At 67.1% G+C, this 26,087-nt stretch carries 22 protein-coding genes; 8 read left to right on the forward strand and 14 right to left on the reverse strand.

From position 1 onward, the window contains the following. Window positions 1-34: 34 nt before the first annotated feature. The 3 genes from KLK06_RS36150 to rfbB all read left to right on the forward strand — a co-directional run bounded on the left by KLK06_RS36150 (window position 35) and on the right by rfbB (window position 2,681). Window positions 35-499 (forward strand): GtrA family protein, encoded by a 465-nt coding sequence (locus KLK06_RS36150; RefSeq protein ID WP_214640109.1) that lies wholly within the window; start codon window positions 35-37, stop codon window positions 497-499. A gap of 125 nt (window positions 500-624) precedes the next feature. Further along, window positions 625-1,692: a glucose-1-phosphate thymidylyltransferase gene (locus tag KLK06_RS36155; RefSeq protein ID WP_214640110.1), complete on the forward strand. Its 1,068-nt coding sequence runs from the start codon at window positions 625-627 to the stop codon at window positions 1,690-1,692. Further along, window positions 1,689-2,681, forward strand: coding sequence for a dTDP-glucose 4,6-dehydratase (gene rfbB, locus KLK06_RS36160; RefSeq protein WP_214640111.1), 993 nt, complete (start codon window positions 1,689-1,691; stop codon window positions 2,679-2,681). Before KLK06_RS36155 ends, rfbB begins: the two co-directional genes overlap by 4 nt. Before the next feature lie 352 nt (window positions 2,682-3,033). On the opposite strand, the gene KLK06_RS36165 is transcribed toward rfbB, so the two are convergent. Both KLK06_RS36165 and KLK06_RS36170 read right to left on the reverse strand, forming a co-directional pair. Continuing rightward, complete coding sequence (locus tag KLK06_RS36165) at window positions 3,034-4,101, reverse strand: ice-binding family protein (RefSeq protein ID WP_214640112.1); 1,068 nt, start codon at window positions 4,099-4,101, stop codon at window positions 3,034-3,036. A gap of 217 nt (window positions 4,102-4,318) precedes the next feature. Beyond that, window positions 4,319-6,406 (reverse strand): DUF4082 domain-containing protein, encoded by a 2,088-nt coding sequence (locus KLK06_RS36170; protein WP_214640113.1) that lies wholly within the window; start codon window positions 6,404-6,406, stop codon window positions 4,319-4,321. A 605-nt stretch (window positions 6,407-7,011) separates the two neighbouring features. Between KLK06_RS36170 and KLK06_RS36175 the strand changes: the two genes are divergently transcribed. After that, entirely contained in the window at window positions 7,012-8,271 is a 1,260-nt protein-coding gene (locus tag KLK06_RS36175) for a nucleotide sugar dehydrogenase (RefSeq protein ID WP_214640114.1), read from the forward strand. Window positions 8,272-8,321: 50 nt separating this feature from the next. Here the strand turns inward: KLK06_RS36175 and KLK06_RS36180 are convergent, their stop codons facing one another. Further along, window positions 8,322-9,194, reverse strand: coding sequence for an SDR family oxidoreductase (locus KLK06_RS36180; protein WP_214640115.1), 873 nt, complete (start codon window positions 9,192-9,194; stop codon window positions 8,322-8,324). 180 nt (window positions 9,195-9,374) lie between these two features. Here KLK06_RS36180 and KLK06_RS36185 point away from each other — a divergent pair, with 180 nt between their 5' ends. Continuing rightward, window positions 9,375-10,433, forward strand: a complete 1,059-nt coding sequence (locus KLK06_RS36185; RefSeq protein ID WP_214640116.1) for a dihydrodipicolinate reductase — start codon at window positions 9,375-9,377, stop codon at window positions 10,431-10,433. Window positions 10,434-10,917: 484 nt separating this feature from the next. On the opposite strand, the gene KLK06_RS36190 is transcribed toward KLK06_RS36185, so the two are convergent. From KLK06_RS36190 to KLK06_RS36230, 9 genes are all read right to left on the reverse strand, one after another. Beyond that, entirely contained in the window at window positions 10,918-11,406 is a 489-nt protein-coding gene (locus KLK06_RS36190) for a flavin reductase family protein (RefSeq protein ID WP_214640117.1), read from the reverse strand. After that, entirely contained in the window at window positions 11,403-11,915 is a 513-nt protein-coding gene (locus KLK06_RS36195; protein ID WP_214640118.1) for an NAD(P)H-dependent oxidoreductase, read from the reverse strand. Before KLK06_RS36195 ends, KLK06_RS36190 begins: the two co-directional genes overlap by 4 nt. Beyond that, the gene (locus KLK06_RS36200; protein WP_214640204.1) at window positions 11,912-13,219 is read right to left on the reverse strand and encodes an LLM class flavin-dependent oxidoreductase; all 1,308 of its coding nucleotides are present in this window, start codon (window positions 13,217-13,219) and stop codon (window positions 11,912-11,914) included. The genes KLK06_RS36195 and KLK06_RS36200 overlap by 4 nt, the downstream gene beginning before the upstream one ends. Before the next feature lie 2 nt (window positions 13,220-13,221). After that, window positions 13,222-14,115, reverse strand: coding sequence for an ABC transporter permease (locus KLK06_RS36205; protein WP_250906540.1), 894 nt, complete (start codon window positions 14,113-14,115; stop codon window positions 13,222-13,224). Continuing rightward, window positions 14,066-14,878: an ABC transporter ATP-binding protein gene (locus tag KLK06_RS36210; RefSeq protein WP_214640119.1), complete on the reverse strand. Its 813-nt coding sequence runs from the start codon at window positions 14,876-14,878 to the stop codon at window positions 14,066-14,068. The genes KLK06_RS36205 and KLK06_RS36210 overlap by 50 nt, the downstream gene beginning before the upstream one ends. Next, window positions 14,875-15,879, reverse strand: a complete 1,005-nt coding sequence (locus KLK06_RS36215) for an ABC transporter substrate-binding protein (protein WP_308168601.1) — start codon at window positions 15,877-15,879, stop codon at window positions 14,875-14,877. Before KLK06_RS36215 ends, KLK06_RS36210 begins: the two co-directional genes overlap by 4 nt. Window positions 15,880-16,066: 187 nt before the next feature. Next, a complete protein-coding gene (locus KLK06_RS36220) occupies window positions 16,067-17,131 on the reverse strand; it encodes an MBL fold metallo-hydrolase (RefSeq protein ID WP_250906541.1) in 1,065 nt (354 codons plus the stop codon). Between the two features lie 88 nt (window positions 17,132-17,219). Beyond that, entirely contained in the window at window positions 17,220-17,969 is a 750-nt protein-coding gene (locus KLK06_RS36225) for a hypothetical protein (protein WP_214640121.1), read from the reverse strand. After that, window positions 17,956-18,471 carry a SigE family RNA polymerase sigma factor gene (locus tag KLK06_RS36230; RefSeq protein ID WP_214640122.1) on the reverse strand — a complete coding sequence of 172 codons (516 nt, stop codon included), beginning with the start codon at window positions 18,469-18,471 and terminating at the stop codon, window positions 17,956-17,958. Before KLK06_RS36230 ends, KLK06_RS36225 begins: the two co-directional genes overlap by 14 nt. A gap of 114 nt (window positions 18,472-18,585) precedes the next feature. Between KLK06_RS36230 and KLK06_RS36235 the strand changes: the two genes are divergently transcribed. Then, on the forward strand, window positions 18,586-19,494 hold the full coding sequence (locus KLK06_RS36235; RefSeq protein ID WP_214640123.1) for a hypothetical protein: 909 nt from the start codon (window positions 18,586-18,588) through the stop codon (window positions 19,492-19,494). Between the two features lie 14 nt (window positions 19,495-19,508). Here KLK06_RS36235 and KLK06_RS36240 read toward each other — a convergent pair whose 3' ends face one another. Both KLK06_RS36240 and KLK06_RS36245 read right to left on the reverse strand, forming a co-directional pair. After that, window positions 19,509-20,912: an MFS transporter gene (locus tag KLK06_RS36240; protein ID WP_214640124.1), complete on the reverse strand. Its 1,404-nt coding sequence runs from the start codon at window positions 20,910-20,912 to the stop codon at window positions 19,509-19,511. Between the two features lie 26 nt (window positions 20,913-20,938). Next, window positions 20,939-21,511 carry a winged helix-turn-helix domain-containing protein gene (locus KLK06_RS36245; RefSeq protein WP_308168602.1) on the reverse strand — a complete coding sequence of 191 codons (573 nt, stop codon included), beginning with the start codon at window positions 21,509-21,511 and terminating at the stop codon, window positions 20,939-20,941. Window positions 21,512-21,586: 75 nt separating this feature from the next. Here KLK06_RS36245 and KLK06_RS36250 point away from each other — a divergent pair, with 75 nt between their 5' ends. Together KLK06_RS36250 and KLK06_RS36255 are read left to right on the forward strand one after the other, a co-directional pair. Next, complete coding sequence (locus tag KLK06_RS36250) at window positions 21,587-22,231, forward strand: phenylalanine--tRNA ligase beta subunit-related protein (protein WP_214640125.1); 645 nt, start codon at window positions 21,587-21,589, stop codon at window positions 22,229-22,231. 204 nt (window positions 22,232-22,435) lie between these two features. Then, window positions 22,436-26,086 carry a multifunctional oxoglutarate decarboxylase/oxoglutarate dehydrogenase thiamine pyrophosphate-binding subunit/dihydrolipoyllysine-residue succinyltransferase subunit gene (locus KLK06_RS36255; RefSeq protein ID WP_214640126.1) on the forward strand — a complete coding sequence of 1,217 codons (3,651 nt, stop codon included), beginning with the start codon at window positions 22,436-22,438 and terminating at the stop codon, window positions 26,084-26,086. Window position 26,087 lies beyond the last annotated feature (1 nt).

Consider the following 26,087-nt stretch of genomic DNA (forward strand, 5'->3'; position numbering starts at 1 on the left):
CCCCCACCACACGACGATCTGGAGTGCGGGCGACATGGTTGACGTGGAAAGCCACGCCAAAAGCGACAAGAAGCCGCATTTCTGGTGGCGGGCTCTGATCTCCGCTTTTGCTGGAAACCGCATCACATATCTAATGGCCGGCGCCATGACGGCAGTTGTCTATTACTGTCTCCTTGGCCTAGCATTGCTCGCCGCCGAGGATGCCGTTCCCTATCTTGTCCTGGTCGTGACCAGCCACTTCGTCACCGTGGTGATCGTGTACCCGTGGTATCGGCTGGTGGTGTTCCGGGTCTCCGGCGAGTCCTGGCTGCGGGGGTACCTGCGATTCTATGTGGTCGGCCTGAGCTTCCTCGGGGCGTCCCTCATCAGCCTGCCGATCCTCGTGGGCATCATCGGAATTCCCATCATGATCGCGCAGGGCCTGATAATAGTCATAAGTCCACCACTGAGCTATCTGATACACCGAACATGGACTTTTCGCGATCGCGGAACCATCTAGTCTCGGCAACGGGCCGGGTTTTCTTCGACAAGAGCGCGGAACCGCGAAGGTCCCCTGGTCGCGGCGCGGCATAAACTCCAGCGGACAGGCCGCCGTTGCTCTTCGCGGAAGGACTCAGGAAGCGGATGAAGGCGCTCGTTCTAGCGGGTGGCAAGGGGACGAGGCTGCGCCCGCTCACCCATACCTCGGCGAAACAGCTGGTCCCCGTGGCCAACAAACCGGTCCTCTTCTACGGACTCGAAGCACTACGAGACGCGGGCATCACCAGCGTGGGCATCATCGTCGGCGACACGGCCCACGAGGTGCGCGCGGCCGTCGGGGACGGCTCAAAGTTCGGCCTCGACATCACCTACATCCCCCAGCAGGCCCCCTTGGGGCTGGCTCACTGCGTCCTGATCGCCGGAGAGTTCCTCGCCGACGAGCCCTTCGTGATGTACCTGGGCGACAACTTCCTGGTGGGGGGCATCACCAGCCTGGTCGACGCGTTCCGCGGGGCCGACCATGACGCGCAGATCCTGCTCACCAAGGTCGCCGAACCACAGTTCTACGGCGTGGCCGAGCTCGGGCCGGAAGGCGAGATCCTCGGGCTGGAGGAGAAACCGGAGCACCCGCGCAGCGATCTCGCGATCGTCGGGGTCTACATCTTCTCCCCGGTCATCCACGAGGCCGTGCGGAGCATCACACCGTCCGCGCGCGGCGAGCTGGAGATCACGGACGCCATCACCTGGCTGATCGACAAGGGCTACCGCGTCCACTCCCACTTCGTCAGCGGCTATTGGAAGGACACCGGGCGGCTGCAGGACATGCTGGAATGCAACCGGATCATCCTCGAACAGATCGAGCCTGACATCAGCGGCACCGTAGACGGCCGGAGTGAGATCACCGGGCGAGTCGTCGTCGAGCGGGGCGCGGTGGTGGAGGACTCCGTCCTGCGCGGGCCCATCGTGATCGGGGCGGACTCCAAGATCATCTCTTCCTATGTCGGCCCCTTCACCTCGATCGGGGCGAGGTGCGAGCTGGCGAACACCGAGATCGAGTACTCCATCGTGCTCGACAGCTCATCCATCCGCGGCGTCTCGCGCATCGGACACTCCCTGATCGGGCGTAACGTCGAAGTGAACCGTGCGGAAGGCATACCGAACACCCACGAGCTCATGGTGGGCGATCACAGCAAGATTCAGGTGCGCTCATGAGGATTCTGGTCACCGGCGGCGCCGGATTCATCGGCTCGCACTATGTACGCTCACTGCTGCTCGGCTCGTATCCGGGCTACGAGGCCGTGAACATCACCGTTCTCGACAAGCTCACCTACGCCGGAAATCTCGCCAATCTTGCGCCCGTAGACGGACATCCCGGCTACACGTTTATTCACGGAGACATCACCGACCTGCAGCTTCTCGCGGAGATCGTCCCCGAGTGCGAGGTGATCGTGAACTTCGCGGCCGAGACGCACGTCGACCGGTCCATCACGGGAGCCGGTGACTTCGTGACGACGAACGTGCTGGGCACCCAGAGACTGCTGCAGGCGGCGCTGGAGGCCGGCGTCCGGACGGTGGTGCACGTCTCCACCGACGAGGTGTACGGGTCGATCGCGGAAGGATCCTGGTCCGAGGACGAGCCCCTGCTCCCGAACTCTCCGTACTCGGCGGCCAAGGCCGGCAGCGACCTGCTCTGCCGGGCGTATCACCAGACGTACGGCCTCGATGTCCGGGTGACCCGCTGTTCCAACAACTACGGCCCTTACCAGCACCCGGAGAAACTCATCCCGCTCTTCGTCACCAATCTCCTCGACCGCGAGCAGGTCCCCCTCTACGGCGACGGACTGAACGTACGGGACTGGCTGCACGTCGACGACCACTGCCGGGGCATTCACCTGGTGCTGGAGAAGGGCTCGCCGGGAGAGACGTACAACATCGGCGGCGGCACCGAACTCACCAACCGGGAGCTCACCGAGCTGCTGCTGGCCACGCTCGGGACGGGATGGGAAATGGTCAGGCAGGTGCCGGACCGGCTCGGGCACGACCGTCGCTATTCCGTCGACTACGGCAAGCTCCGAGCCCTGGGCTACGAACCGCTGACGGGGTTCGCGGACGGCCTGGCGGCGACGGTGCGCTGGTACGAGGACAACCAGCGGTGGTGGCGCCCGCTGAAACCCGCCGCCCCACCGATGCCGCACCACTGATCGGGCAACTCGACCCACCGACTGGAACCGAAAACCCCGAACCGCCCAACCGGCCCTCGGGGGCTCGGGGGGCTCGGGACCTCAGGGGCTCAGGACCTCACGGCCTCAGGAGCTCGGGACCTCACGGCCTCAGGAGCTCGGGATCTCGGGGGCTTAGGGGGCTCGGGCGCTCCGGGTGGTGGAGGGGAACGTAGACGGTGACCATGCGCACGTCGCGGTGGGTGGCGGCGCGGCCGGTGAGCGTGACCCTGGAATGCCGGTGACCCGGGGCGGCGGGTGGGTCTTCCCGTGCTGTGCCGTACAGGATGGGTGGGGTTGTGCTTTTGACGGGGTGGGGGATGCCCCGTCAGATCTAGGCGTTGACGATTTGCAGCACCGGGTCGGATTTGCTCGGGGCGTGGTGGATTAGCGCCTCGTGGTCGAAGCTGTCGCCGCCCAGATATACGGCGACGATCCGGTGCTGCCCTCGGTCGAGGCTGGAGGTCGTGAACACCGCACGGCCGGTGCGGTTGAGGAATACCGAGCCGAGAACGGTCGAGCCGTCCTTGAAGACCACTTCACCCGCCGGGACCAGCTTGCCGCTGACCGCGACCACGGTGGCGGTGAACGTGACCGCCTGCCCCTTCGCGGACGGGTTGCGGGAGCTGGTCAAAGTGGTGGTGGTAGGCGGGTCGTTGGGGATCGCGATGCGAGTGGCCGGGATGCTGTCGGTGCCGGTGGTGTTGACGGAGCCGTTCAGGGAGAAGACCCGGCCGTCGATGCTGGCGCCGAAGTTCACGGTGACGGTGCGCTGGGCCAGCACGTTGCCACGGAAGGTGCTGTAGATCCCCAGCGCCGCGGTGTCGCCGAGCTGCCAGAAGACGCTGTCGGCCTGTGCGCCGCGCACCAGGGCGATGTTGCTGACCCTGGTGGTGGTCAGGGTGTCCGCCCGGAAGATGAAGATCGCGTCCGGATCTCCCTGCGCGTCGAGGGTGAGTGTGCCGCTGATCGCGAAGCCGCCGCCGGCGGAGGCGTACAGGCCGGGCCCCTTGGTCGTACCACCGAGCTGCCCTGCCACCGTGGCATCGGCGGTCCGCCCGGCGATGTCGTTGTAGGCGGCGACCACATCAGCCTTGACCGCCGCCGCGGTCGCGTTGCCGAGCTGCCTGTTACCGTTGATGGTGCCGGGCGGGAAGCCGGTCAACGTCTTGGCGGGGCTGATCCCCAGGTCTCCGGAGATCGTGGTCAGGTTCGTGTTGTTGACCGACACCCCGGCCACCACCCCGTACGGCTCCGCGGCGCCGATGTCCACCGACTGCGGCGCGCTCGCGCCCTCGGTCAGGGTCACCAGCACACCTACCACCAGCACGACCGCCGCGATCACCCCCATCCACAACCGACCGGCATTCCCCCAAAAACGGGAAAAATCAATAGTAGTCATGAGCAACTCCTTTTATCTGTGATCTGGGATAAATCCCCCGCCGGTCATATGACGCTGGATATTTGACATTAGCGGGCATCGATGCGGTTCCCGAGAAATGACACGGCCCCGCTGCGCAGGCAATGAACTGCCTGCACAACGGGGCCTTTGGCGGTCACCCCGACTTCACGGATCCGCTATGAGCAGCGGCGGTCGTGATCTCGGAGACTCGCGGCCGTTAGTCGAATACCGGATCGACCCAGTAGTTGGTGGACTGGTAGGAGCTCGTTGGGAAGGTGCTGGTCGCTCCGTAGGTGTACACCCCGTTCGCGTCCGTACCATTCGCCAGAGCGGTGAGCGGCCCGTTCGTGTATGCCGAGGTGAAGTACGGGCGAGTTATCGAATAATATCCCGATGTAGTGTGATACGACGCTACATAGGTGGTATTAGCAGAGATCGTGACAGGCGTCAGGAAATCCACCTGTTGCCAGCCGGAGGCTGTCTCGTTGGAGGAGGTCGCGCTCGCGAGCAGCTGACCACTGCTGCTCCACAGGCTCACTTTATGAGTCCCCGTATTCGAAGCGCCCTTGAAGAACCGGATGGCGACGATTTTCCCGCTCGTCGAGGCCCGGAACTTCACGCCGACCGTAACAGCCTGCGTATCAGGTTGAGACTGGACGGCCGGAGTGGCCACTGTGTCCCACAGGCTGTCCGACGGCTGGAACACGACGTCGACCCAGTAGTTGGTCGATTGCACGGAGCTCGTCGGGAAGGTGCTGGTCGCCCCGTAGGTGTACACCCCGTTCGCGTCCGTACCGTTCGCCAGAGCGGTGAGCGGCCCGTTCGTGAAAGCCGAGGTGAAGTACGGGCGGTTCATCGAATAATATCCTGATGTAGTGTGATACGACGCTACATAGGTGGTATTAGCAGAGATCGAGACAGGCGTCGAGAAATTCACCTGCTGCCAGCCAGAGGCCGTCTCGCTGGTGAACGTCGCGCTCGCGAGCAGTTGACCACCGCTGGTCCACAGGCTTCCGGTATGAGTCCCCGTGTTCAAAGCGCCCTTGAAGAACCGGATGGCGCGGACGGTCCCGCTCACTGAGGCCCGGAACTTCACCCCGACCGTGATCGCCTGCGTATCCGGTTGAGACTGGACGGCCGGGGTGGCCTGCTTGTTCCACAGACTGTCCGACACGTCCTGAACCACTTCCGGCGACGTGCTCGGGGCGAAGTGGATCAGCGCCTCGTGATCGAAGACGTCGCCGCCCAGGTAGACGGCGGTGAGGTGGTGTGCGCCGGCGCCGAGGCTCGAGGTCGTGATCCTGGCCACGTCGTCGTCGTCCTGATTGCTCGAGCCGATTATGGTCGAGCCGTCCTTGAAGACCACTTCGCCGGCGGGGACCACGGTGCCGCTGACCTGCGCCACGACGGCGGTGAGAGTGACCGGGCCCCCTCGCCAGGAGGGGTCGTTCGAGGTGGTCAGAGTAGTGGTGGTGGGCGGGTCGTTGGGAACGGTGATACGCGTGGCCGGGATGCTGTCGGTGCCGGTGATGTGGACGAAATCGTTGATCGCGAAGAGCCGGCCGTTGACGCTGGCGCCGAAGTTCACCGTGACGGAGTCCTGGGCCAGCACGTTGCCGCGGAAGGTGCAGTAGGTGCCCAGCGCCACGGTGTCACTGAACTGCCAGAAGAGGTTGTCGGCCTGCGCGCCGCGCGCCAGGGCGATGTTGGAGACGTTGGCGGCGGTCAGGGTGTTCGCCCGGAAGATGAAGACGGCGTTCGGATCCCCCTGCGCGTCGAGGGTGAGTGTGCCGTTGATCGTGAAGGCGCCGGTGGTGGAGGCGTACAGGCCGGGCCCCTTGGTCGTGCCGCCTAGCTGCGCCGCCACCGTGAAATCGGCGGTCCGTCCGGCGATGTCGTTGTAGGCGGCGACCACATCAGCCTTGACGGCGGCCGCGGTCGCGTTGCCCAGATCCCTGTCACCGTTGATGGTGCCGGGCGGGAAGCCGGTCAGCGTGTTGCTGGGACTGACCGCGACGTCTCCGGTGACCGTGGTCAGATCCGTGTTGGTGACCTCGTCTCCGGCCACGACCCCGTACGGCTCCGCGTCACCGATATCCACCGGCCCCGTAGCGCCGGCGCTCTGCGGCAGGCCTACCAGCGCGCCTGCTATCAGCACGACCGCCGCCGCCACCCCCATCCACAACCGACCGACATTCCCCGAAGAACGGGAATATCTGACTTTGATGGTCGCTTCGTGCTGGAGAGCTTCGGGGAAGGCTGTGCCGGCTGCTCGATCGGGCGCATCGCTATGTGATTTTGACATGCGCCACAACTCCTCACTGTATCTTGTGCTACTCAGGCAATCGGCTGGACGCCGCAGCCTGCAGCTCGCCAAGGATCCATACGGCGGTGTTCCACACTCGCCTGGTTCATCGCGTTTGCCATTAAAAGCGGCTATAAGTCCAGCCGTAAGAGATACGACCCGAATGTCGTCGATCCCCTTTAAGACGCTACGACATTCGGCAGGAGCATGCCTTGAACGGCATCACACGAAAAACCCAGATGTGATCAAGAAGAGCCCAGGCTAATGCCCGATTGGTCAGCTCTTTACCCGTGAATACCCTCCTCCGATACTTACCTGGAAGCTTTAAAGCACTCACACACGTACGGATCGCCTCTTCTTGATGGCCAGCCGCCATCCATAGACGAAATCCAGCCGACAGCCCGATCCCCTGGAAGGCCGACTCCACGCACGGAAATATCCGCGTTAATACTCTTATGACACCCGAAATCGCTGGCCTTGCCGCGGAGAATACTGGACCCCGCCATAAGACGACACGCCGGGGATCGCCATCGAATCGGCGGTATGAGAACTCCGGACTCCTACAGTCGGATCGTGTCTCATCTCGATGTAACGGGGGTCCTGACATGAGAGAGAAACTGGTGGTCGTCGGCCAGGGTTACGTCGGCCTGCCGCTGGCCATGCGCGCGGTCGGCGCGGGATTCGACGTCGTGGGCATCGACGTGGACGAGTGGCGGATCAAGCGGTTGAACGCCGGTGAGTCCTATGTCGAGGACATCAGCGACGACGAACTGACCGCCGCGCACCGCTGCGGTCGCTACCTCGCCACTACCGATTATGCCGACGCCAAGGGATTCGACATCTGTGTGATCACGGTGCCGACGCCATTGAGCGAGGGCGTTCCCGATCTCCGTCACATCGCCTCGGCCGCCCGATCCATCGCACCGCTGGTACGGCCGGGCGCCACGGTGGTCCTGGAGTCCACCACCTACCCCGGAACCACCGAGGAGTACCTCCTGCCCCTGCTGAAGGAGGGCTCCGGACTGCAGGCACCCGAGGACTTCTTCCTCGGCTACAGCCCGGAACGCATCGATCCGGGAAACGCCCGCTGGCGGCTCGAGAACACGCCGAAGATCGTGTCCGGCATCGACGAGTCCTCGCTGAAAAGGGTCCAGGCCTTCTACGAGCGGATCGTGCAGGAGGTCGTTCCCGTCTCCTCGCTCCAGGTGGCCGAGCTGTGCAAGCTCCTGGAGAACACCTTCCGGCACATCAACATCGCCCTGGTGAACGAGCTGGCCATCTTCGCGCGGCAGTTGGGGATCGACGTCTGGGAGGCCATCGACGCCGCTTCCACCAAACCGTTCGGCTACATGCGCTTCACCCCGGGCCCGGGCGTCGGCGGGCACTGCCTGCCGATCGACCCGTCCTACCTGTCGTGGAAGGTCAAGCGCAGTCTGGGGCACAACTTCCGGTTCGTGGAGCTGGCGAACGACATCAACGACCACATGCCGGATCACGTCATCCACCGGCTGGCCCTCGCGCTGAACCAGCGCTCCAGGTCGATCAAGGGCAGCCGGGTGGTCGTGCTCGGCCTCGCGTACAAGAAGAACGCGGGAGACTGCCGCGAGTCCCCGGCGATCGAGGTGGCCAGGACCCTGCGCAAGCTGGGCGCGGATGTGCGCGCCGCCGACCCGCACGTGGACCACTTCCTGCTGCCGCACGGCATCGCGATCGTCGACGCCACCCGCTATGAGCTCGCCCAGGCGGACGCGGTGATGATCCTGACCGACCACGACTGCTTCGACTACGAGATGGTCGAGCAGGCCAGCACCTTCGTCTTCGACACGCGCAACCGCTGCCGGGGGCCCAACGTCGAACGGCTGTGACGGACCCGCAAGGGGGGCTACCCGCCGTCGAGCAGGTAGCCCCGGCGTCTCTAGAGCATGGCCTTCATCGAGTCGGCGGCCGACAGCACGTAGGGCTGCTCGGCCATGACCGCGTCCCAGTTGTCCGCGAGCGACTCCGGCGTGAGGTCGTCGGACTTCCAGCCGGGCCCCTCGGCCACGAACACGCGCGCCACCCGGCCGCCACCGACGCTGAACACCTCGCCGCTCGGCGCGCACGACTCGTGAACCAGGTACGCCACCAGCGCGCTGACCCGCTCAGGCGTGAACTTGGCCTCGAACTCGGCCGGCAGCAACGACTCGGTCATCCGCGTCCAGGCGATCGGCGCGATGGCGTTGGCCTTGATGCCGCTGCGGGCGCCCTCGATGCCGAGCGTCTTGGTCAGGCCGACCAGCCCCATCTTGGCGGTGGAGTAGTTGGCCTGGCCGAAGTTGCCGAACAGGCCCGCGGGGCTGGAGGTGTTGACGATGCGGCCGTAGCCGGCCTCCTTCATGTACGGGTAGGCGGCCTGGCTGACCAGGTAGGAGCCGCGCACGTGCACGGCCAGCACCCCGTCGAAGTCCTCGACCGTCATCTTCCCGAACGACCTGTCGCGCAGGATGCCCGCGTTGTTGACGACGATGTCGATCCTGCCGAACGCGTCGATCGCGGCCTGCGCGATCGCCCTGGCCCCTTCCGGCGTGGCCACGTTGTCGGCATTGGCGATGGCCTGGCCACCGTTCTTGGTGATGAGCTCGACCACCTCGGCGGCGGGACCCGCGGAGGCGCCGCTACCGTCGAGCGCGCCGCCCAGGTCGTTCACGACGACCTTGGCACCCCGCTCGGCCAGCAGGAGCGCGTGCGACCTGCCGAGACCGTGCCCGGCTCCCGTAATGATCGCGACCCTGTCATCGAACCGAAGCATCGAACCTCCAGCGCAGGAGAACAACGTTCTAGTACTGGCACAATAACCCGAGTCCGCTGCACTGTGACTGATCGTCGCGGATAGTGATTGACCGGTTCATTATCTGCTAGAGTTCTGGGCTCCGCACGGGCGGCGCCCTCCAGCACCCGTCCGCCCTCCACCGGGCCTGGGAGGCCGGACATGCCGGTAGACGCGCCCATTCGCGTGGTTCAGTGGGCCACCGGAGCCGTCGGCCGCTACGCGCTGCGCAGCGTGCTCAGCAGGCCGGGGCTGGAGCTCGCGGGGGTCCTGGTCTATGACCCCGACAAGATCGGCAAGGACGCCGGCGAACTGGTCGGCCTGCCCTATACGGGCGTGTCCTGCACGGGCGACCCGGAACGCGTCATGGCCATCGACGCCGACTGCGTCCTCCACATGCCGCTGCCGGCCTCCTTCTTCGGCCCCGACCGGACCCTCGACCTGGAGACCATCTGCGCGCTGCTCGCCTCGGGCAAGAACGTCATCACGACCACCGGCTTCGTCTATCCCAAGTCGTACGGCCCGCGGGTGGTGGAGCGCATCGAGGCCGCCTGCGACAAGGGCGGCACCACGCTCCACGGCACCGGCATCAACCCGGGCTTCATGAGCGACTTCCTGCCGCTGGCGCTGACCGGACTGGCCGACCGGGTCGACCACATCTACGTGCGCGAATCATCGGACTTCCGCGGCCACCCGTCCCGCCAGGTCGTGGTGGACCTGATCGGATTCACCCGCACGGCCAAGGACTACACGGCGGCGGTCCGGCCGTTCCGGACCTTCCAGCGCGCCCTCTTCGCCGAGAGCGTGCAACTCGTGGCCGACGCACTCGACGTGCACCTCGACGAGGTGGAGGAGCGGGACGAGTTCGAGGTGGCCGGGCAGCCGTTCGAGATCGCGGCCGGCCTGGTCGAGGAGGGGGCGGTGTGCGCGTCGCGCTGGGTGTTCTCGGGCCTGGTGCGGGGGCGGCCGTTCATGACGGTCGAGGTGATCTACAAGGCCGACGCCGGCAAGGTGGCTCGCTGGCCGGCTCCGGGCTTCGCGATCCACATCGAGGGGGTGCCGCACATGACGATGTCCATCGACGAGGTCTCCCACGGCCTCGCCGCCGCAGCCGCCCACGCCATCAACACCATCCCCTCCGTCTGCGCCGCCCCGCCCGGCATATGCACCATCCTCGACCTGCCGCTTCCCACCGCCCGCGCCCGGGTCCGCACCAGATAGAAGTAGAGATATTTTATAGAAGTAGAGATATTTTTTTCTTTCTTGTCATCGGTGCTGTCCCACGCGAGCTTCTTCTTTTTCTTCTTTTTTACGGCCAGCATGAGCCAGCCCCACCCACCGCCCATGGCTGGCCCCTGTCCAGGGATACGCTCCTGAGGTGTGCGGGGCCGGCCACCGCGACGAGACAGTGAGACCACGGCCACCCCCAAGCAAAACCCACCTCCCTCCGGGACAAGACGCCCACTACCTCCCGCATGTCGAGCTGGAGACAGCCGCTCACGAATGGCCAGAGACACCTGCTCACGAGTGACCGGGAACACCTGCTTACGAATGACGGCAGCCCTGGTCAACAGTGCGCGCGTCACGGCGCCCAGCCCTCTCCACCGGAGGAGCGTGCCCCTGGACAGAGCCCAGCCCCGTATGGCGGGTGGGGCTGGCCCATGCTGGCCGTAAAAAAGAAAAGGGGTTCTGGTTTTAAAAAGAGTTAGTTATGCGGAAGAAATCGCCCATACTGGCCGCGGTGGTAGAGGAGCGGGCGAGCCGGGGTGGTGGAGGCGGCGGTGACGAGGCCGACCACCAGGGTGTGGTCGCCTATCTCCACGGTTGTGTGCGGAATGCAGATCAGGTGCGCTGAAACGTCCTCCAGCAACGGCGTCTCGTGCGGGCCGGGACGCCACCGCGTAGGTGCGGCGAAGCGGTCGATGCCTCGGCGGGCGAAGCGGGTGGCCAGGTCGTGCTGGTCGCCGGCCAGGACGTTCACCGCGAAGTGGTCGGCCAGCCGGAGCCAGGGCCAGGTGGTGGACGACTGGTCGACATAGAAGGAGACCAGCGGCGGGTCCAGGCTGACCGAGGAGAACGAGGTCGCCGTGAGGCCCACCGGGACGCCCTCCGGTCTGGCCGTCACGATCACCACGCCGGCGGCGTGCTGGGCCAGGGCCGTACGGAATTGGTCGGTGTCCAGTGAAATGGTCATCTCAGGGCTCCTTCCCTGGCGGCTATCTGCGGCGCGACCTGATCTGCCCACTGAGCCAAGGGCTCGGCGCCTGGTAGTTCTGACTCCAGCAGCGCCAGACCCGGGGTGGGCACGAAAGCGCCCAGTTCCACCAGGAGGGGGCGGAAGTGGACCTCCACCGCCAGCGCGTGCTTGGGGTGGCCCATGACGAGGATCGGCAGGGCCGCCGTGCCGGCCAGGGCGTTCGGGGGCAGCCGGTCGAGGAAGGCCTTGAGCAGGCCCGTGTAGGTCGCCTTGTAAGTGGGGCTGGCCACGACGGCCACCGAGGCGCTGGTGAGGAGTTCGAGGGCGATCTCCAGGCTCGCGTCGGTCTCCGGCTGGAGCAGTGTCGGCGCGAGGGTCGACAGGTCGATGACCTCCCTCGCCCCCGTGTGCCCGAGCCGGGCGGCTATGGCGTCAGTGGCCGCGACCGCCGCCCCCAACGTGCGAGACCCGGGACGCGGGTTGCCGACGACGGTGACGATGCTCACGAGGACACTCCCGAAGCCACGATGTTCGAAGCGGCCGCCAATCCGTAGTGGTCGCGGAGGGTGCGGGCCTCATAGTCCTTGCGGAACAGGCCGCGAATCTGCAGCTCGGGGACCACGTGGTCGACGAAGTCCGCAAGGCCGCCGGGCAGGTACGGGGGCATGATGTTGAAGCCGTCGGCCGCGCCGTTCTCGTACCACTCCTGGAGCTGGTCGGCGATCTGCTCCGGGGTGCCCGCGACGACCCGGTGGCCGCGGCCGCCGGCGAGCTTGTTGATGATCTCGCGGATCGACAGATCGCCGCGGCCCGCCAGGTCCTTGATCAGCTTGATGCGACTCTGCTGGCCGTCCGGGTTAGGGGGTATGTCGGGCAATGGACCGTCCAACGGGTAGGCGGTGAGGTCCACGCCGAGGATGTTCGAGAGCTGCTGCACGCCGTACGCCGGGACGATGAGGTCCTCCAGCTCCTTCTCCAGCCGCAGCGCCTCACGCTCGGTCGAGCCGATGATGGGCGAGATGCCGGGCAGAATCTTGAGCTCGTACGGCAGCCGCCCGTGCGCGGGGAGCCTGCCCTTGAGGTCGGCGTAGAACTCCTGGGCGTCTTCGAGGGTCTGCTGCGCGGTGAACACCGCCTCCGCGAACCTCGCCGCGAACTCCTTGCCGTCCTCCGACGACCCGGCCTGGACGAGGAGGGGGCGGCCCTGGGGTGAGCGCTGGATGTTCAGCGGGCCCTGCACCTTGAAGTGCGTGCCCACGTGGTCGATCGGCTTGATCCGCGAGACGTCGGCGTAGACGCCGGTTCGCCGGTCGCCGACGACCGCCCCATCCGCCCAGCTCTCCCAGAGCGCGTTCACGACCTCCAGGAACTCCTCGGCCCGGCGGTAGCGCTCGCCGTGCGGCGGGCGTTCGATGCCGAAGTTGCGGGCCTCGGCCTCGCCGGCGGAGGTGACGATGTTCCAGCCCGCCCGGCCGCCGCTGATGTGGTCCAGCGAGGCGAACTTGCGCGCCACGTGGAACGGCTCGTTGTACGTCGTGGACACGGTGGCGATCAGGCCGATGTGGTCGGTGACGGCGGCCAGGGCGGCGAGGAGGGTGAGGGGCTCCAGCCCGCCCAGCGCGTTGTGCCGGACATTTCCCCATAGGGCGAGGCCGTCGGCGAGGAACACCGAGTCCAGCTTGCCGCGTTCGGCGATCCGGGCCAGTTCCTGGTAATGGCGGATGTCGGTGAGGCGGCTCGGCTCGGTCAGCGGGTGCCGCCACGCGGCCTCGTGGTGGCCGACGCCCATCAAGAAGGCGTTCAGGTGCATGGTCACGTGGTCCTCCAGGTGGAGAAGCGGCGCTCCAGGCGTACGAGGAGCAGGTTGAACAGCAGGCCGAGCACCGAGATCGTGATGATCCCCGCGTACATGTCGGGCACCCGGAAGTTGTACTGCGCGTAGTTGATGAGGTAGCCGAGCCCCGCCTTGGCGCCGACCATCTCGGCGGCGACCAGCACGAGGATCGAGTACGCCCCGGCCAGGCGGATGCCGGTGAAGATGGTGGGCACCGCCGCGGGCAGGATGACCTTCTGGAACAACCGGAACGGCCCGAGTCCCAGGGACCTCGCCGACTTGATCAGGAGCGGGTCGACCCCTTTGACGCCCGCAATGGTGTTGAGCAGGATCGGCCAGGCGCAGGCGTACAGGATGATCGAGATCTTGGACGTCTCCCCCAGGCCCAGGATCAGCACGAACACCGGCAACAGGGCCAGGGCGGCGGTGTTGCGGAAGAGCTCCAGGACCGGGTTCAGGAACTCGGCCACCGGGCGATACCAGCCGATCAGCAGGCCCAGCGGGGTGGCGGTCAGGATGGCCAGCCCGAACCCGGCCAGCGACCTGACCAGGGAGGCCTGAACGTGCTCGACCAGCTCGCCCCCTCGGAGCAGGTCGTACCAGGCGGCCAGGACGTCGCTCAGCGGGGGCAGGAAGGTGGGGTCCACCACCTGGACCCTGGGGAGGATCTCCCAGACCGCGGCCAGCACGACGATCGCGGCGGACGCGTTGAACGCCCGGCGGGCGACGCCCCAGAGACTGCGGCGTCGACCCGTGGCGGGACTGACGGGCTGAGGGATCGGTGTGATGGTCGTGACGGCGGACGAGTGGAGGTGGTCGTCGTCAAGCGGGGAGGCCGAGAGGCCGGCCGAGCTGAGTGAGGGTCTGGCCAACGGAGGTCACCTCCTCGCGCAACAGCGTCCAGATCGCGTGCCGGTACTCGCCGAACACCGGATCCGCCCGCAGATCCCCTTCGCGGGAGGCGAACGAGACCGGCACCACGGCCCGGATGCGGCCGGGGCTGGGCGTCATGACGGCGACCCGCTGCCCCAGGTAGACCGCCTCGTCGATGCCGTGGGTGATGAACACGATGGTCTTGCCGGTCTTGTTCCAGATGCGGAGCAGTTCTTCCTGCAGGGACTCGCGGGTCTGGGCGTCCAGGGCGGCGAAGGGCTCGTCCATGAGCAGGATGTCCGGGTCGTAGGCGAGGCTGCGGGCGATGGCGACCCGCTGCCTCATGCCGCCCGAGAGCTCGTGCGGGTAGCGCTCGTCGAAGCCGCGCAGCCCGACCAGGTCGAGGTAGCCGCGGGCGCGCTCACGGCGTTCGCGCCGCGGCACCCCCTTGGCCTCCAGCCCGAACTCCACGTTCGCCACCGCGGTACGCCACGGGAACAGCGCGTACTGCTGGAAGACGATGCCTCGATCGAGCCCCGGGCCCGAGACGGGCACGCCGTTGATGCGGATCTCGCCGCGTGTGGGCAGGGTCAGGCCGGTGAGCAGGTCGAGGAGGGTGGACTTGCCGCACCCGCTGGGACCGACGAGCGTGAGGAACTCCCCTTCCGCCACGTCCAGCGAGATGTCGGACACGGCGGTGAAGGGCCGGTCGGAGCCGCGCACGGCGAACTCCTTGGTCACGGACACGAACTCGATCTTCATCGGGAGCCTCCCGAGGCGAACGGGTTGTAGGCGTTGGTGTAGACGTCCTGGGCCTTGATCTGGCCGGGCTTGATCTCGCCGGAGTCCTCCAGCCAGGTGATCCACCGCTGGAACTCCTGCGGCGCGATCACCCCGCCCTTGGTGGCGACGCCGCTGCTCTTCCAGAAGCCGACGGCGGTGGCGTCCTCGTTCCTGCCACGTTTGGCGATGATCTTCTTGAACTCCGCCACGACCTCGTCCCGGCTGTGCGTCTGGGTCCACTGGATGGCCTTGGCAGTGGCCTCGACGAACTTCTTGGCCGTGTTCGGGTTCTGCTTGATGAAGCGGTCGGTGAGCACGTACGTTCCGGCCGAGAAGTTGCCGAACAGGTCGACGTCCTTGAACAGGGCCTTGAGACCGCCGCGCGCCAGCGCCTTGTCACGCAGGATGCCGCCGAGCACGGCCACGTCGATCTGTTTCTGGCGCAGCGACTGCTCGGTGCTGACGGGTGGTACGGCGACCAGTTCGACCTGTTTGACCTCGGCCGGGGTCAGGCCGCCGCGCTTGAGGTATTCCTTCAGCACGGCTTCGGCGTGGGCGCCCAGGGTGTTCATGCCGACCTTCTTGCCGATCAGGTCGCGGGCGGTGTGGATCGGGCTGTCCTGGAGGGTGAAGAAGCCCTGGTAGGCGTACTGGTCACTGCCGTAGTAGCTGATCACCGCCTTGATCGGGGCCTTGGCGGCGACGAGCTTGACCACGGCGCCGTTGAACGCGCCGCCGAAGTCGCTCTGTCCCGTGGCGGCCGTCTGGATGTCCTGTGGTCCGCTGGTCGTGTTGCCGATCCACTTGAGCTTGACGGGCTTGAGATAGCCGAGCTCCTCGGCCAGCTCGGGGAAGGTGACGGCGCCGACGCTGCCCTGGTAACGCAGCTCCTGGGTTTCGGCGGAGCCCTGGGCGGTGCCGCACGCCGTGACGGCCGTGACGGCGAGGAGAAGGGGGATGAAGGAAAGTGGTCTGATCACGAGATGTCCTCAAATAAGGGGGGACGGGGACTAAGTCGTGATCAGTAACACTGTGCGCTGACGACGCGGCAGAAGTCGACATGCGCGCGCCGGGTCAAGTCCGGGCTCATGCATACGACGCTACGCAGGCATGAGCTGGAAGTCAACATTTCCTACTTGGTTTACATGAAATTACTGAGACCGCTGGTCAGACGCCCGCGAACCACAAGTCCGGCTCGCCCGGAACGTGCCGCGCCCGCCCCCGCGACTCCAGCCACACCAGGTGCGCCAGCGTCTCGTTGTTGGCCGCCCGCCGCATGAACGGCGGGATCGTCTCCCAGGGCCGCGCCCAGGTCAGGCCGGTCGCGATGTCCCAGCAGCAGACCCCGCCGGAGGCGGCCCCGATCGCCCGCTCGATCTCCGCCAGCCGCTCCTCGTGATGCGCGATCACGTAGTCGACCCGTTCGGCCAGTTCCAGGAACCGGTACTCGTGCGCGGGCAGCACCTCCTCCACGTCCAGCTTCCGTACGGCGGCCAGCGCGTCGAGGTAGTCGGCCAGCGGGTTGGGCGCGGACTGCGGGTGCACGGCCACCATCGGCGTGATCTTGGCCAGCACGTGATCGCCGGAGAACAGCAGCTTCCTGGACGGCGACACGAAGCAGAGATGACCAGGCGAGTGCCCGGGAGTCCAGATCGCCCGCAGGTCCCAGCCGGGCAGGTCCAGCCGGTCTCCGTCCTCGACCAGCCGGTCGGGCTTGGCCATCGACACCATGTGCCTGATCATCATCGAGGCGCCGGCCAGCTCGTCCAGAGTCAGCTCGGGCACCCCCGACCGGACGAGCAGCGCCCGTTCGCGCTGGACCAGCGAGTCGATGGCGCTGTCGTCATACCGGTCGTGGACGAGGCGCGCGTCGGCGGGGTGCAGGGCGATCCACGCGCCCGACATCTCCCGCACCCGCCCCGCCAGGCCGTAGTGATCGGGATGGATGTGGGTGACCAGGACGCCCTTGACATCGGTGATCGCGTACCCGGCGACCCGCAGTCCCGCGACGAGCGCCTCGTAGGCCTCGTCGGTGTTCCATCCGGCATCGACGATGGCGACCCCGTCCGGCAGTTCAAGAACGTAGACCAGCACGTAACGCAGGGGGTTCACCGGGATCGGCACCGGAACCGACCACAGTCCGGGCCGCACCCGCTCGACCTCGGGAATCGTTCCGCCGAGCCACGCCGCGCGCTGGGTCTCGCTGGATGGAGTCACCACGAACTTCGCCATGCACAGCATTGTGCCCGAACCATGTTCTACTGAAGAGACGCGCGGAGGTTGTACGCGATCCCGGCCTTCGCCGGGAGCGAGCCTGATCTCAGTCGGCCGTGAGCCCTTCGGCGATCTTCAACAGCTCGCGGTTCGTCTTGGTGGCGCCGAGCTTCTTGGCGTAGACCGGGCTGAACATCACCTCGGCCCGCCGCCCCTCGCCCATGTTCAGGAAGAGGGTCGGGGTGCCCTTCATACCGTCCTCGCCGACCCATTGCACGATCAGGTAGCCGGTCCGGTCACCGACGGCCACCTCTTTGCCTTTCTTCTTGTCGCGGTACGTCTGCTCGCTGTCATCGACCTCCTGAACGGCCTGACCTTCGTACACGTAGATCTGGACGCAGTAGAAACTGCTCGCCTTACCGTCGTAGTTCCACGCGGTCGAGTAGCTGTCTCCGAAGTCCACGGACCAGTGGTGCCACCGCAGCCCCTTGGGCAGGTAGCCCACCTTGACGTGCCCGAAGGCCTTTCCGTCGCCCAGGTCCCCGAGATCCTTGGGCCGGGCGGGCGGGGTGTCGTCGATGGCGGGGACGTCCGGCTGCGACGTCTCGACGGTCACGACCGGCTCGCCGGGCCCGAGTCCCGGTCCCTGCACGATCGAGGAGCCCGGGCCGAGGACCAGGTAGGCGGGCACCACGGCGGCGGCGACGGCCACCGACGTGGCCAAGGCGGCGAACCTGACCCGCCGCTTCTTCCTCCGCCTGGATCGGAGCACCCGATCCACGAGATCGGGCGCGGCACGCAACTTCGCGGTCTCGTCCGCCATGATCTGGCGAAGGTGGTCCTCAAGCGTGGACATTCCTGATCACTCCCTCCAGTGTTCCGTCGCCGAGCGCCGTACGGAGCTTGGCCATCGCCTTCGACGCCTGACTTTTCACCGTGCCCACCGAGCAGCCGAGGATCTCGGCGGTCTGCGTCTCGCCGAGGTCCTCCCAGTACCGCAGGACGATCACCGCGCGCTGCCGGGGAGGCAGGGCGCGCAGGGCGTCCATGAGCACGCGGCGCAGGTCGACGTCGGTCTCCGGCGCCGCCTGATCCGGAGGGGTGTGCGTCGGGATGATGTGCAGGATCGCCCGGCGCCGGGCCCGGCTGATGGCGGTGTTGACGATGACGCGGCGGATGTAGGGCTCGGGGGTGGCGTACCGCACCCGGTCCCAGTTTCGGTATGTGCGCTCCAGCGCCGTCTGCAGCAGGTCTTCCGCCTCGGCCTCATCGCCGCAGGTGAGGTAGGCGACCCGCAACAGGCTCGTGCCGCGTGCGGCCACGAACGCGGCGAATTCCTGTTCCTCGGCGCCGCTCACGCCTGTCCGTCCGATTTCACGCCTTCTAATACGCCTGGGCCGCGCCGGGCGTTGCCTCGCACAAATGGCTGTCCCACAGGCAACCCCGCGACTCGCTCAGGCGTATAGGGAGTCATGAAACTCGTGACCACCCCGACCCGGCCGATGCTCGCCGTCAGGATCGGCCTGGCTGCGGTGAGCGCCATCGCCCTGCTGGGCCTGCCGACCGCGCCGGGGCTCCTGGACCCGCCGGACCTGCGGCTCACCGCCGCGGTAACGACTCCGGCGGAAGGCGCTTACTGGCATACGAGGACGCTGTCGAAGAACACCTATCCCTGGCAGCTCGGGAGCGGCTCGAACCGCTACTGGGTGGAGACGCAGGTGATCAGGGAGTTGTGGATCTCGACCGCCGGCAAGTACTGGTTCGGGGAACGGACGCTGGGGACACATCCGAGGAGCGCGGCCGACCAGAAGGCGTGGCACCGCGACGGCTCCCCGGCCAAGTGGAGCCGCACGGCTGATGGCAGGAAGGCCGGGTCCATGTCCACCAAAACCGAAAAGGGCAGCGTTGAACTCCTGAAAGGTACGAACGAGTTCTTCCTGGCCGGGCAGAAGCTGACGTACGAGGAGGTTCAGCAGTTGCCCGCGGACCCGAGCGGATTGAAGGCCTGGCTCGCGAAGGCCGCGCGAGTCTCACGAACTCCGGAGAACGCCGTCGACGGCCATGTGACAGCGTCGCTGCCCCTTCTCCTGTACAGCCTCCCCGCACCGAAGGAGGTCCGCGCCGCGGCTTACCAGGCGCTGCTGACGATGCCCGGCGTCCGCTCCCTCGGGAAGGTCAAGGACCATGCGGGCAGGACCGGTGCGGGACTCTCCATCAACACCACGACTGAGCTGATCGTCGATACCGACAAGATGGTGCTGCTTGCCAGAATCGTAGGGACCAAGCCGAACGGCAAACCCTCCCCGAACAAGGCGCTTACCGAAACCCTGCTCCAGGTCGGCTGGACCGACGCCGCGCCGTCAGTGCCCGCTCTCCCCTGAAAACCCATCTCCTTTTACGGCCCGCATGGGCCGGCCCCATCCTCCGTGCGGGGCTGGTCTCCCTCCAGGGACACGCTCCTCCGGCTCACCGGGCTGGGCGCCGTGACGTGCGCATTCTTGGCCGGAGCGCCCCCACTTGTGAGCCGGTGGGGTTCGGCCAACGGGGGCATGCGGACGAACAGCAGCGCCGAGCCCAGCACCACCGCGGCGGCGAGCGACCATGTGGACGAGAGACCGGCCTGGACCGCGAGTGTGCCGAACACCACATTGGACACTCCCGCCCCTGCCTGCAGTGACAGGGAGCTCGTCGAGGTCACGGTCGTGCGCTGGGCGGCCGTGACGGCATTGTGCGTCATCTCCAAGCACAGCAGCCCGGCCATCGACAGCCCCGAGAACATGACGACATAGGCCAGCCCGGTGGCCGCGAAACCGGGCGGCCCGTCCAAACCGGCCGTGGCCGCCAGGGCGGCGATGGCCAGCGCGGTCAGGACGGTGCCCGCGACCGCGCCACGTACCGAACCGCCCGCCAACCCGGCCACCCGGGGCGCGAGCGCACTGCCCACCGCGCTGCCCGCGAACCCGAGCGCCGCCACGATGGCATAGCCGGTGCTGCCCAGCTCCGCCGTACCGGCCAGCGCGGCCAACCGGCCGGGGGTGAGCAGTTCGACGGCGACCAGCGCGACGCCCGACGCCGCGGCGGCCAGCATCAGGCGGCGCAGCACAGCGGCACCTGCCACCAGCCGCACCCCGCCCGCGACGGTCGCGGGCACGTCCCGGAGAACCCGCGCTAATGACCACCGACCGCGCGACACCCCAGGCGACCGGTGCGCGTGCGATGGCTCGGGGAGTGCGAAGAGCACCGCCGCCAGGAGCACGAGCCCGGCCGTCGCGCCCAGGAGCGGCGGCACCGCGAGAGGCGTCATCACCCCCGGCGGCACCGCGAGCGGCGCGAACCCGCCCACCAGCACGCCCAGGCACAGCGCCACCGACTCCATCGCGCCGCCGCGTGCCAACCCCGGCTTGAGGTCGGCGCCCGGGCCTTCGAGGTCGTGCAGCGTGTCGACGTACCAGGCGGTGGCGGGGCCGCTGGACAGGGCGCGGGCGACGCCCTTGAGCACACAGGTGGCCAGGAACATCCAGAACGTGGTCGACACCGCCATCAGCGCGAGCGCGACGACGGTGAACGCGGCCGAGATCGCCAGGACCGTCCGGCGGCCGATCACGTCGGCCAGGCCGCCGGTGGGCAGTTCGAGGCCGATGGTGACGCTCGAGAACACCATGACAACGAGCCCGACCTGGGCCAGGCTGAGACCCCTGTCGGTCATCAGCAGCACCATGACGGCCATCGACAGGCCAGGTGGCAGCCAGGTCAGGAAGCTGACCAGTTGGTAACGGCGCAGCGCGGACCGGGGCGTCATCGGCTCTCCCTCGGATCGGGCGGTCATCAGCTCTCCCGCTCTTCCTGCGGCCCACGCGGGAAGACCGCCGACCAGACGCTCATCAGCACGGCGTCGGGGTCGTCCGCGTAACGGTCGCCGAGCTCCCGCACCAGCTCGTCGACGCGCTCACTGAACTCACGGACGGCCGCCGCGGGCAGCCGCACCATATGGTCGTTCATCCCGGAGACCTCGACCAGCTCAGCGGGCCACTCCCCCGCCTCGAACACCTCGAACGCCCGCCCCAACGCCTCCAACTGGCGCAGGTGCATGATCCGGACGGCCTCCTGCCCCTCGGGCGTGGCCGCCATCTCCAGGTTGTCCCAGGAGGTGTAGCGGTGGCGGGCCTGCCAGCGGCGTTCCCGGCCGTCGCGGCGCTCCGGGTCCTCCTCGATGAAGCCGTACTTGGCCAGCTCGCGCAGGTGATAGCTGGTCGAGCCGGAGCTCTCCCTCACCTCGCGCCCCAGCTCGCTGGCCGTCGCGGGCCCGTGAGCGCGCAGCAGGCCGAGCAGCCGCACCCGCAGGGGGTGCGCCACCACCTTGAGCACCCGAGGATCGCTGATCTTGAACTTCTCTTCCACACGTGAAGCGTAAACCGCAAAGACAATTTTGCAAAGTGAATTTTGCGGTCTCCCGTGGCGAATAGGCTGGGACGCATGCTTGACGACATCTGGGTGGACGAGGCGGTCTTCGCCCTGCGTCCCGACTTCGCGGTGCTGCTCATGACGGCGCACGGCCTGCGCAACGGGCCGACCGACGACCGTTCCCGCGCCTGGCTCGCGGAGGCCGCGGAGCAGCCCGTACAGACCGAGAAGATCGACGCGTGGAAGGATGCCTACCGCGCGTTCGGCGCCAAGCCGCAGAAGACCAGGCCCTCCGTCGACGCCCTGACCCGCAGGCTTCCACTGCCGGAGATCAACCAGGCCGTGGACGCGTACAACTCGATCAGCGTGAAGCACGCGCTGCCGATCGGCGGCGAGGACCTCGACCGCTACGTGGGCCCGGCGCGGCTGGTCAGGGCCGGCGGCGGCGAGGAGTCGGACGAGGCGCTCGGGCAGCCGGAGCCCGGCGAGGTGATCTGGCGCGACGACCTCGGCGTCACCTGCCGCCGGTGGAACTGGCGTCAGGTGGCGCGCACCCGGCTCACCGAGGAGACCACCAACGCGATCTTCATCCTGGAGCGGCTGGAACCGATGTCCCTGGAGGAGCTCAAGGAGGCGGGCGAGGAGCTGGCGGACCTGCTGACCGAGCTGTCCCCTGAGGTGCGAATCAGCACCAGAGTGGTGCCTGGAGGGAAATAAACCTGCTGCCCCGCTGTTGATACCAAACGGTGATAATCGCGGGACCACCTGGATTGACTAGGGGGTCGTGACCTCTTGGGACTCTCCTGAGAGGATCAGACGAGGCAGCATGGCCTCTCCTGCGCGCGCCGCCGAACAAGACGAGTAACCTTGGACAGGTTCTCTAACATCAACGCCGATCTGCGGAAGAGGGCGATTTCCGCCGTGTCGTCTGAGTCGTCGCGGACAAACCCGCTGGCAAGCTTTGGACAGAACGAGTGGCTTGTCGACGAGCTGTACCAGAAGTATCTCCAAGATCCAGAGTCTGTTGACAAGGCTTGGTGGAACTTCTTCGCTGACTACAACCCTGACTACGGACCGGGCAGGATGCCCGCCAAGGAGGCGGCGAACGGCAGTGTGACCGCTTCCGCTCCAGCGGCGGCTCCAGCGAAGGCTGCGCCGACAGCTCCGGTCCCCGTTGCCAAGCCGAAGCAGCCCGCGGCCCCGGTGCCCGCGGGTGCCGAGGAGGTCAAACTGCGCGGTGCCGCCGCACGCACCGCCGCCAACATGGACGCCTCGCTCGTCATCCCGAGTGCGACCAGCGTCCGGGCCATCCCGGCCAAGCTGCTCATCGACAACCGCATCGTGATCAACAATCACCTCAAGCGGGGTCGCGGCGGCAAGGTCTCCTTCACGCATCTGATCGGCTATGCCGTCGTCAAGGCGCTGCGGGCCATGCCGGAGATGAACTACTCCTACACCGAGGTCGACGGCAAGCCGACCCTGGTCAAGCCGCAGCACGTCGGTCTCGGCCTGGCCATCGACGTCCAGAAGAGCAACGGCGAGCGACAGCTCCTGGTGCCTTCCATCAAGGGCGCCGAGGACATGGACTTCCGGCAGTTCTGGATGGCCTATGAGGAGGTCGTCCGCAAGGCTCGCTCCGGCAAGCTCGGGGTCGACGACTTCACCGGCACCACGATCTCGCTGACCAACCCCGGCACCATCGGCACGGTCCACTCGGTGCCGCGCCTGATGCCCGGCCAGGGCACGATCATCGGCGTCGGTGCGATGGAATACCCGGCCGAATACCAGGGCGCCTCACCCGACACGCTCTCGCGCCTGGCCGTCTCCAAGGTCATGACGCTGACCAGCACCTATGACCACCGGATCATCCAGGGCGCCCAGTCGGGCGACTTCCTGCGCACGATCCACCGGCAGCTGCTCGGCGAGGACGGCTTCTACGACGAGATCTTCGAGGCGCTGCGGATCCCCTACGAGCCGGTCCGCTGGGTCCAGGACATCTCGACCTCGCACGACGACGACGTGGCCAAGTCCGCGCGGGTCATCGAGCTGATCCACGCCTACCGGGTACGCGGCCACCTCATGGCCGAGACCGACCCGCTGGAGTACAAACAGCGCAAGCACCCCGACCTCGACATCCAGTCACACGGCTTGACGCTGTGGGACCTGGAGCGCGAGTTCGCCACCGGCGGCTTCGGCGGCCGGCCGCTGATGAAGCTCCGCGAGATCCTGGGCGTGCTACGCGACTCTTACTGCCGCACCGTCGGCATCGAGTACATGCACATCCAGAACCCCGAGGAGCGCTCCTGGATCCAGGCGCGGGTCGAGAAGCCGCACGCCTCCCCGGCTCGTGACGAGCAGCTCAACATCCTGAGCAGGCTCAACACGGCCGAGGCCTTCGAGACGTTCCTGCAGACGAAGTTCGTCGGGCAGAAGCGCTTCTCGCTGGAGGGCGGCGAGTCCCTGATCCCGCTGCTCGACTCGGTGATCAGCGACGCGGCCGACGAGGACCTCGACGAGGTCGTCATCGGCATGGCCCACCGCGGCCGGCTCAACGTGCTCGCCAACATCGTCGGCAAGTCCTACGGGCAGATCTTCGGCGAGTTCGAGGGCAACATCGACCCGCGCACGGCGCACGGCTCGGGTGACGTGAAGTACCACCTGGGCGCGTCGGGCACGTTCACCGCTCCCAGCGGCAAGACGATCGCCGCCTCCGTGGTGGCCAACCCGTCCCATCTCGAAGCGGTCGACCCGGTGCTCGAAGGCGTCGTCCGCGCCAAGCAGGACCTGCTGGAGCGCGGCGAGGAGGGCTTCACGGTCCTGCCGGTGCTCATCCACGGCGACGCGGCCTTCGCCGGCCAGGGCGTCGTGGCCGAGACGCTCAACCTGTCGCAGCTGCGCGGCTACCGCACCGGCGGCACGGTGCACGTCGTGGTCAACAACCAGGTCGGCTTCACGACATCTCCTGCTTCGTCCCGGTCGAGCGTCTACGCGACCGACGTGGCCCGGATGATCCAGGCGCCGATCTTCCACGTCAACGGCGACGACCCCGAGGCCGTGGTCCGTGTGGGCGAGCTGGCGTACGAATACCGCCAGACGTTCCGCAAGGACGTCGTCATCGACCTCATCTGCTACCGCCGCCGCGGCCACAACGAGGGCGACAACCCCGCCTTCACCCAGCCGCTGATGTACGACCTGATCGACGCCAAGCGCTCCACTCGCAAGCTTTACACCGAGGCGCTGATCGGCCGGGGCGACATCACGGTGGAGGAGGCCGAGCAGGCGCTGCGCGACTACCAGGCCAAGCTGGAGCAGGCGTTCACCGAGACCCGTGAGGCGGCGAAGAAGCCGCTGGAGGCGGGTGCGATGCGGGTGCCGCCCGCTGAGGTGATCAAGTGGTCGCACGACGACACGCCGACCGCGATCAGCGACGAGACGCTCAAGCGGATCGTCGACACCCAGCTCAACCTGCCTGAGGGCTTCACGCCGCACCCGCGCCTGGCGCCGGTGCTGCAGCGTCGCGGTCAGGCGGTCGAGCAGGACGCGATCGACTGGAGCATGGGTGAGACGCTGGCCTTCGGCTCGCTGCTCATCGACGGCCACCCGGTCCGCGTGGTCGGCCAGGACACCCGGCGGGGCACGTTCACCCAGCGCCACGCGGTGCTGGTCGACCGGGTGACCGGCGAGGACCACACCCCGCTCAAGGTCTTCAACCAGGGCACCACGAAGTTCTACATCTACGACTCGCTGCTCAGCGAGTTCGCGGCGTTGGGCTTCGAGTACGGCTACAGCGTCGTGCGCCCCGATGCCCTGGTGGCTTGGGAGGCCCAGTTCGGCGACTTCGTCAACGGCGCCCAGACGATCATCGACGAGTTCATCTCGTCCGGTGAGCAGAAGTGGGGCCAGAAGTCGGGTGTCGTGCTGCTGCTGCCGCACGGCCTGGAGGGACAGGGCCCCGACCACTCCTCGGGCCGCATCGAACGGTTCCTGCAGGTCTGCGCGCTCGACAACATGACGGTCGCGCAGCCCACCACCCCGGCCAACTACTTCCACCTTCTGAGGTGGCAGGTCGAGTCGGGCAGGTGCAAGCCGATGGTCGTCTTCACCCCCAAGTCGCTGCTGCGGCACAAGCGGGCCACCTCGAAGGCGTCCGACTTCACCACGGGCACCTTCCAGCCGGTCATCGGCGACACCACGGTGGACCCGGGCCAGGTCACCAAGGTCGTGCTCTCTTCGGGCAAGATCTACTACGACCTGCTCGACCGGCGCGAGAAGTCGGGCCGTAACGACGTCGCCCTGGTCCGCCTGGAGCGGCTCTACCCGTTCCCGGTGGAGGAGCTCGCCGCCGAGCTCTCCCGCTACGGCTCGCAGGTCGAGCTGCTGTGGGCACAGGACGAGCCGGTCAACATGGGGCCGTGGCCATACCTCACGCTCAAGCTGGCCGAGGACCCCGGCCTGCTGAGCGGCCGCTCCCTGCGCCGCGTCTCGCGGACCCCCAACAGCTCACCCGCGACCGGCTCACACGCCAGCCACGACAATGAGCTTGAGGACATCTTGAGCGAGCTGTTCGGCTAGA

It is taken from the genome of Nonomuraea sp. NEAU-A123, assembly GCF_018603905.1.
Taxonomy (GTDB): Bacteria; Actinomycetota; Actinomycetes; order Streptosporangiales; family Streptosporangiaceae; genus Nonomuraea.

What these genes read in the sequence shown, in the direction of transcription:
- KLK06_RS36155 (WP_214640110.1), top strand. Translation starts at nt 625, where the DNA reads ATGAAGGCGCTCGTTCTAGCGGGTGGCAAGGGGACGAGGCTGCGCCCG.
- KLK06_RS36190 (WP_214640117.1), bottom strand. Translation starts at nt 11,406, where the DNA reads ATGACCATTTCACTGGACACCGACCAATTCCGTACGGCCCTGGCCCAG.
- KLK06_RS36220 (WP_250906541.1), bottom strand. Translation starts at nt 17,131, where the DNA reads ATGGCGAAGTTCGTGGTGACTCCATCCAGCGAGACCCAGCGCGCGGCG.
- KLK06_RS36225 (WP_214640121.1), bottom strand. Translation starts at nt 17,969, where the DNA reads ATGTCCACGCTTGAGGACCACCTTCGCCAGATCATGGCGGACGAGACC.
- KLK06_RS36150 (WP_214640109.1), top strand. Translation starts at nt 35, where the DNA reads ATGGTTGACGTGGAAAGCCACGCCAAAAGCGACAAGAAGCCGCATTTC.
- KLK06_RS36185 (WP_214640116.1), top strand. Translation starts at nt 9,375, where the DNA reads ATGCCGGTAGACGCGCCCATTCGCGTGGTTCAGTGGGCCACCGGAGCC.
- KLK06_RS36235 (WP_214640123.1), top strand. Translation starts at nt 18,586, where the DNA reads ATGAAACTCGTGACCACCCCGACCCGGCCGATGCTCGCCGTCAGGATC.
- KLK06_RS36200 (WP_214640204.1), bottom strand. Translation starts at nt 13,219, where the DNA reads ATGCACCTGAACGCCTTCTTGATGGGCGTCGGCCACCACGAGGCCGCG.
- KLK06_RS36180 (WP_214640115.1), bottom strand. Translation starts at nt 9,194, where the DNA reads ATGCTTCGGTTCGATGACAGGGTCGCGATCATTACGGGAGCCGGGCAC.
- rfbB (WP_214640111.1), top strand. Translation starts at nt 1,689, where the DNA reads ATGAGGATTCTGGTCACCGGCGGCGCCGGATTCATCGGCTCGCACTAT.
- KLK06_RS36170 (WP_214640113.1), bottom strand. Translation starts at nt 6,406, where the DNA reads ATGTCAAAATCACATAGCGATGCGCCCGATCGAGCAGCCGGCACAGCC.
- KLK06_RS36165 (WP_214640112.1), bottom strand. Translation starts at nt 4,101, where the DNA reads ATGACTACTATTGATTTTTCCCGTTTTTGGGGGAATGCCGGTCGGTTG.
- KLK06_RS36250 (WP_214640125.1), top strand. Translation starts at nt 21,587, where the DNA reads ATGCTTGACGACATCTGGGTGGACGAGGCGGTCTTCGCCCTGCGTCCC.
- KLK06_RS36175 (WP_214640114.1), top strand. Translation starts at nt 7,012, where the DNA reads ATGAGAGAGAAACTGGTGGTCGTCGGCCAGGGTTACGTCGGCCTGCCG.
- KLK06_RS36210 (WP_214640119.1), bottom strand. Translation starts at nt 14,878, where the DNA reads ATGAAGATCGAGTTCGTGTCCGTGACCAAGGAGTTCGCCGTGCGCGGC.
- KLK06_RS36240 (WP_214640124.1), bottom strand. Translation starts at nt 20,912, where the DNA reads ATGACGCCCCGGTCCGCGCTGCGCCGTTACCAACTGGTCAGCTTCCTG.